Source organism: Holdemanella sp. MSK.7.32, from assembly GCF_024460475.1.
Classification (GTDB): domain Bacteria; phylum Bacillota_I; class Bacilli_A; order Erysipelotrichales; family Erysipelotrichaceae; genus Holdemanella.
This window is the reverse complement of record NZ_JANFYN010000098.1, coordinates 1-1,767: the sequence shown is the minus strand read 5'-3', so window position 1 is coordinate 1,767 and position 1,767 is coordinate 1. Positions and strand designations below refer to the sequence as shown.

2 protein-coding genes and 1 pseudogene are annotated in these 1,767 nt (G+C 29.3%); all 3 read left to right on the top strand.

The window, feature by feature from the left end; translation table 11 throughout:
* Nucleotides 1–181: 181 nt before the first annotated feature.
* Nucleotides 182–982 (top strand): annotated as a pseudogene (locus tag NE544_RS11935) (aldo/keto reductase); the annotation flags it as partial.
* The gene (locus tag NE544_RS11930; protein WP_256269489.1) at nucleotides 956–1,285 is read left to right on the top strand and encodes a 4Fe-4S dicluster domain-containing protein; all 330 of its coding nucleotides are present in this window, start codon (nucleotides 956–958) and stop codon (nucleotides 1,283–1,285) included. The pseudogene NE544_RS11935 and the gene NE544_RS11930, both read left to right, overlap by 27 nt.
* Nucleotides 1,272–1,682: a DUF1893 domain-containing protein gene (locus NE544_RS11925; RefSeq protein ID WP_118116837.1), complete on the top strand. Its 411-nt coding sequence runs from the start codon at nucleotides 1,272–1,274 to the stop codon at nucleotides 1,680–1,682. Before NE544_RS11930 ends, NE544_RS11925 begins: the two co-directional genes overlap by 14 nt.
* Nucleotides 1,683–1,767: the final 85 nt, after the last annotated feature.

Genomic DNA, 1,767 nt, shown 5'->3' with positions numbered 1-1,767 from the left:
TCATCTATATTACCAAATACTTCCCACTTCGTCAAATGTTTTTTTTATTTTTTTTTACATTTTTTAATAATTATTCAAAATCCCTTTTATATATACAGATTATCAACATTTTTAAAATTATTATTTTTATTAAATAATAAAGTTGTACTATAATTCAGTTATACATAATAGGAGGATTTTTATGAAGAAATTAGGTTTTGGATGTATGAGATTACCACTAACAAATCCAGAAGATCCAACTTCTGTCGATTTAGAACAATTTTGTAAAATGATTGATACTTTTATCGATAATGGATTTACATATTTTGACACTGCTTATCCTTATCACCAAAGACAAAGTGAATTATTTGTCAAAAAAGCGTTAGTTGAAAGATATCCACGAAATTCATTTACTTTAGCTGACAAATTACCTGTCCCATTTATGAAAACAAAAGAGGATGCAAAAAGAATTTTTGATGAACAATTGGAAAAATGTGGAGTTAATTACTTTGATTATTATCTTCTGCATTCTTTAAATCGTAATCATTACCAAACTGCTTTAAAATTTGGTTGTTTTGATTTTATTAAAAAAATGAAAGAAGAAGGTAAAATAAGAGAAATTGGATTCTCATTTCATGATACTGCTGATATTCTAGATCAAATTTTGACTGAACATCCTGAAATGGATTTTGTTTAACTTCAAATCAATTATCTTGATTGGAATAGTGAAAGTGTACAATCAAGATTATGTTATGAAACAGCTGTTAAACATGGGAAACAAGTTGTTATTATGGAACCTGTTAAGGGAGGAAGCCTTGTACACGTTCCAAAAGATATTCAAACTAAATTATTAAATTTAGATGGGTCGTTATCTATTGCATCATGGGCTATCCGTTTTGCAGCAAGCCTTAAAAATATCCGTGTTGTACTTAGTGGCATGTCAAACCTTGAACAATTAAATGACAATATTTCATATATGAAAAAATTTAAACCGTTGACACAAGAAGAAAATGATTTCTTGATTAAACTGGGTGATCAAATTCGAACATCTATCGCTATTCCGTGTACTGCATGTAACTATTGTACTCCTGGTTGTCCAAAACACATCTGTATACCTGAATACTTTAGTCTATTCAATAAAAGAAAACAAAATTTATCTAAAGGTAAATCATCAGAATATGATGATTTAAAAAATGAACACGGAAAGCCATACGATTGTATTGAATGTGGACAATGTGAGCGTGTATGTCCCCAAAAGCTTCCAATTATCAGTAATCTAAAGAAAGTAGCTGATGAATTTGAATAAATTTATCGCAAAAAGAAACAATATTGTATTTTATACTTCAAATGATATTGGGGTTAAACCAATCCTTTCAAAAATTAATGAAGATATGAATTTTTATAAAAACGCAGATATAGAAGATACAATAGTAGGTAAAGCAGCTGCTTGTCTATACGTTCTCGCAAAAATTAAATTTGTTTATGCTCATACTCTAAGTGAATCAGCAAAAATTTATTTAGAAAAGAATAATGTTTCTTTCAAATACGATAAACTTGTTAAGGAAATCCGAAATAGGACAAACACAGATATGTGTCCATTAGAAAAATCCGTGATTCATATAGAGGATCCAGTTGCCGCAAAAATCGCATTAGAAAATACAATTAAAGAATTAATGAATCTGAAAAAAGCCAAGTCAAAGTAAATAAAGACTTGGCTTTTGAATATAAAAGGCAAAAAAAAGGACCCGGCAGCTAGCTATCTTCGCAGGGGCAAGCCCAACTATTGTC

Excerpts from the sequence above, each read along its gene's own strand:
- NE544_RS11930 (WP_256269489.1), top strand. The coding sequence starts at position 956 with ATGAAAAAATTTAAACCGTTGACACAAGAAGAAAATGATTTCTTGATT.
- NE544_RS11925 (WP_118116837.1), top strand. The coding sequence starts at position 1,272 with ATGAATTTGAATAAATTTATCGCAAAAAGAAACAATATTGTATTTTAT.